Origin of the sequence: Bellilinea sp., from assembly GCF_034432615.1 — a bacterium.
Classification (GTDB): domain Bacteria; phylum Chloroflexota; class Anaerolineae; order Anaerolineales; family Anaerolineaceae; genus Bellilinea.
In genome coordinates this window covers 1-4,667 of the sequence record NZ_DAOUBL010000025.1, presented here as the reverse complement: position 1 = coordinate 4,667, position 4,667 = coordinate 1, and the positions used below count along the sequence as shown (strand labels likewise).

3 protein-coding genes are annotated in these 4,667 nt (G+C 56.8%); all 3 read left to right on the top strand.

The features are described from left to right. On the top strand, positions 1-2,774 hold a 2,774-nt coding region (locus tag VAE48_RS01330; RefSeq protein WP_322791505.1), incomplete at its 5' end, for an extracellular solute-binding protein. Positions 2,775-2,781: 7 nt separating this feature from the next. Continuing rightward, complete coding sequence (locus VAE48_RS01325) at positions 2,782-3,693, top strand: carbohydrate ABC transporter permease (protein WP_416181007.1); 912 nt, start codon at positions 2,782-2,784, stop codon at positions 3,691-3,693. A 3-nt stretch (positions 3,694-3,696) separates the two neighbouring features. After that, positions 3,697-4,602: a carbohydrate ABC transporter permease gene (locus tag VAE48_RS01320; RefSeq protein ID WP_322791503.1), complete on the top strand. Its 906-nt coding sequence runs from the start codon at positions 3,697-3,699 to the stop codon at positions 4,600-4,602. Positions 4,603-4,667: the final 65 nt, after the last annotated feature.

The window sequence follows — 4,667 nt, the reverse complement described above, 5'->3', positions numbered from 1 at the left end:
TGACCGGTTTCAGCGCTGCCCCGCCCGCCGTCCTTGAAATCAGCGCGGATGCCTTTGGCATGCCGCTGCATAAGGATGAATGGACGGCGGCGTATCCCAAACCGGCGGTGCGGTTGGAACGCGGGGATCGCATCGCGGTTTCCTTTGAGGTGGAGGAGTACGGCGATTACATCCTCTCGATGGATGTGCTGGCGGGCGCCGACCTGATCGGCTCGCCGGAGGGGGAGCTGCGTATAGATGATGAATTACCGGCTGCCGATGTCCCGCGGGTGGTCTTTCCGGTCTTGTACCAGAATCAGGCAAATGAATTTCCGCTGGACCGTTACGGCAACCAGATTCTCATCCCCCAGCAGCGGCTGATGCAGTGGACGCGCATGCCGCTTCGGGATGTGACCTTCAGCCGAAGCCTGCCGGTGCTTGTGTTTCTCGAAGCAGGCAGGCACACCCTCTCGCTGGAAATCACCAAAGAGTCGCTCTATCTGGGCAGCATTTATCTGGAACGGTTTAGCGGCCTGCCGGCTTACGCCGAATATCTCAACACCCTGCCGCCGGCCGATGCCAGCCGGGTGATGATCGAACTGGAAGCCGAGCTGCCGGCCTACAAAAACGACACCACCATCCGCCCGATCAACAGCCGCAGTCTGTCGGTCAGCCCGTATGAAACCTACCGCCTGCTGCTCAATACGCTGGGCGGCGAAAGCTGGCAGCGCAGCGGCGGCACGGTTTATTACCGTTTTTCGGTGCCGCAGGACGGCTATTACCACATCACCCTGCGCGCGCTGCAAAACACCAAAAATAACTTTACCGTTTTCCGCCGCATCTGGATTGACGGAGCGGTGCCGTTTGGCGAGCTCAACGAGGTAGCCTTCCCATACAGCGCGGAGTGGCAAAATTTTACCCTGGGCGGTGAGCAGCCCTACCGCATCTACCTGACGCGCGGCGAGCATGTGCTGGGCATTGAAGCCACCCATTCCCCCTACGGGCGGGCGATTGAAAATATCCAGCAGGAACTGCGTCAAATCAACCAGTTATCGCTGGAAATCAAACGACTGACCGGGAATCAGGTCGACCGCTACAAGGAATGGGTGCTGTCGGATTACATCCCCAACATCCGCGAGCGATTGCTGGGCATTCTGGACAACCTGCGGGAAGACAAACAATTCTTGGAACGGCTCAATCAGGGGCGCGCCTCGCAGGAAATTCTTGCCTATCAGATTGCCATGGACAACCTGGCCTTTCTGGCGGAGGATGTGGATAAAATTCCGCTGTACATGGGGCGGCTTTCGGAGGGCAGCAGTTCTGCCGCTCAGCGCCTGAGCAGTCTGCAAACCTCGCTGGAGAGCCAGCCGCTGGTGCTGGATCGAATTTTCATCCACACCGCGGATATGACCCCGCCGCCGGTGCGGGTTGACCCGCTCGAATCCTTCCTGGAAAGTCTGCGGCGTTTCTATTATTCCTTCCGCCCCGACCCGTACTACACCCCCGGCGGAGCGCAGGACGAACTGGAAGTGTGGGTCAACCGCCCGCGCCAGTATGTTGACCTGCTGCAGACGCTCACCGATCAGCACTTTACCCCCCAGACCGGCATCCGCGTCAAGTTTGCCATCATACCGGATGAGTCCAAACTGGTGCTGGCCAACGCGGCCGGCATTCAGCCGGATGTGGCGCTGGGAGTCAGCACGCACATCCCCTACGAGCTGGCCATCCGCAACGCGCTGTACGATTTGCGTTCCTTTGAGGATTTCGACTCGTTCATCCGCATTTATTCACCCGGCGCGCTGCTCAGTTACATCATCAACGACTCGGTCTATGCCATTCCGGAAACGCAGGATTTTTGGGTCACTTTTTACCGGCGCGATATTCTCGACTCGCTGGGACTGCCGGTGCCGCAAACCTGGGATGAGGTGCTGGAAATTCTGCCCGAACTGCAGCGCTACGGACTGAACTACAACACACCGCTTTCCAGCGGCAGCGGTTTCAAGGGCTATCTTGCCACGGCGCCCTTCCTGTTCAACTTTGGAGCGCAGTTGTACAGCCCGGATGGTTTCTCATCCGGTCTGGCCAGTGAAGAAGCCATCCGCGCCGTGCGTTTTATGGCGGAATGCTTTACCATTTACGGCATGCCGCTGACCACCTCCAGTTTTTACGAAAGCTTTCGTCAGGGCAGCCTGCCGATTGGCATTTCCAACTTTGAAACCTACCTCAAGCTGACCACCGCCGCGCCGGAAATCCGCGGGCTGTGGGGGATTGACCTTTATCCGGCCACCGTGCTGCCGGACGGCCGGCAGAACCGCTATGCCACCGGCTCGGCACAGGCCAGCATTCTCTTCAAAGCCACCGACCAGCCCGCAGAAGCCTGGCAGTTCCTCAAATGGTGGATGTCCACCGAAACGCAGGTGGAATTTCAGCAGCAGTTGATTTTGAACTACGGCATCGAATATCTGTGGAATTCCGCCAATCTGGAAGCCTTCCCGTATCTGCCCATTCCGGATGAACACAAGGCGGTCATTCTGGAGCAGTGGCAGTGGCTGCAGGAGCCGGTCAAACTGCCGGGCAGTTACATGCAGGAACGCGAATTGAGCAACGCCTGGAACCGGATTGTGTTCGATGGGGTCAACCCGCGCGTGGCGATCGATGCCGCCGTGCTGACCATCAACCGTGAAATTACGCGCAAGATGGAAGAGTTTGGTTACCTGCAAAACGGGCAAAAGGTCAAAGAATTCAAGGTGCCCACCCTGGACACCGTGAAGGGATGGATGGCCAATGCAAAATGAACGGCTGATGAACCTGCAAAATCCGCTCAAACGCTGGGCGGTCAAAGAAGGCGGCGCGTATGCTTTCCTCTCTCCCTACGCGCTGATGTTCATCATCTTCATCGTTGCGCCGGTGTTGATGGCTGCCCTGCTCTCCTTCACCTTCTTCGATACCATTCAATTCCCGCGCTGGATTGGGCTGAAAAACTACATTGTCCTGCTGACGCAGGATGACATCTTCATGCGGTATGTACTGCCCAACACCATCCAGTTTGCGGTGATCGTCGGGCCGGGCGGCTACGCGCTGACTTTCATCCTGGCGTGGATGCTGGCGCAGCAGCCGCGCATTCCGCGCGCCGTGTTTGCGCTCATTCTGTATTCGCCCTCGATGACTTCCGGCGTGGCAATGACCGTCGTCTGGCAGGCGTTTTTCAGCGGCGACCCGAACGGCTACCTGAATTCTTTCCTGTTGCAGCTCAATCTGATTCAGGAGCCGATTCAGTGGCTGCAATCCCCGCAATACCTCATGCCGGTGATGATCATCGTTACCCTGTGGAGCAGCATGGGAATTGGTTTTCTGGCGATGCTGGCGGGTATTCTGGAAATCAACCCCGAATTGTACGAAGCCGCCAGTCTGGATGGGGTCAGCAGCCGTTTTCAGGAGATTTTTTACATCACCATTCCCTCGATGAAGCCGCAGATGTTGTTCGGGGCGGTGATGGCCATTGTTTCCACCTTTCAGGCCGGCGCAATCGGCGTAACGCTCTCCGGCAGCAATCCCACCCCGCAGTACGCCGGGCAGTTGATTGTCAACCATATTGAGGATTACGGCTTTCTGCGTTATGAGATGGGTTATGCCGCCGCGGTTTCGGTGGTGTTGCTGCTGATGGTGCTGTTCTTTGCCCGCGTGGCAAACCGTTTGTTTGCCTCGGAGGATTGAGGGATGTTGCGAAAATTGCGGCGCAAATTCTTCGGCATCCGCAACAGCGGCATCAACCCGCGCGGGTTTCATGTCAGCCAGTTGCAGTTTTATGTGCTGCTGCTGCCGCTCTCGGCAGTCATGATTCTGCCGATTATCTTCATCTTTTCACACGCCTTCAAACCGCCGGAGGAATTGTTTGCCTACCCGCCGCGCTTTTTTGTGGTCAACCCGACCTTCAAGAATTTTGTGGATTTGTTCAACCGCTTTTCTGCCTCCGGCATTCCGGTCAGCCGTTATTTGTTCAACAGCATTGCGATCACCCTCGTGACGGTGACGACTTCCATTTTCGTTTCCAGCACGGCGGCGTTCGTTCTTTCCAAAAAACGCTTCGGGCTCAAGAAATTCCTCTTCACGGTCAATACGGTGGCGCTGATGTTCGTGCCGATTGCCGTCACCATTCCGCGCTTTTTGATCATCGAACGGCTGAACCTGCTGGATACCTTTTGGGTGCACATTCTGCCGATGCTGGCGCTGCCGGTTGGCCTGTTTCTGATCAAACAGTTCATTGACGGAATTCCCAACGAGGTCATCGAGGCGGCCGAAATTGACGGTGCTTCCGATTTTTATATTTACTGGAACATCATCCTGCCGATGATTCGTCCCGCCATTGCCACGATTGCCATTCTCACCTTTCAGGCAACCTGGAATAACGCCGAGATTTCCAATTTGTACATCACCCAGGAAAGCCTGAAAACTTTTGCCTTTTACCTGACCACCCTGACGGCTACCAGCGCGGGTGCCAACCCGGTCGCCGGGCAGGGGATTGCCGCTGCCGCTTCCCTGATCATGTTTCTGCCAAATCTGATCATCTTCCTGATTTTGCAGAGTCAGGTGATGAGCACCATGTCGCATTCGGGGTTGAAATGAAACGGCTGGCGCGCGGTGTGCTGGTGGTACTGGTGGTAATGCTGCTGGCGGGCAGTCTGCCGCAG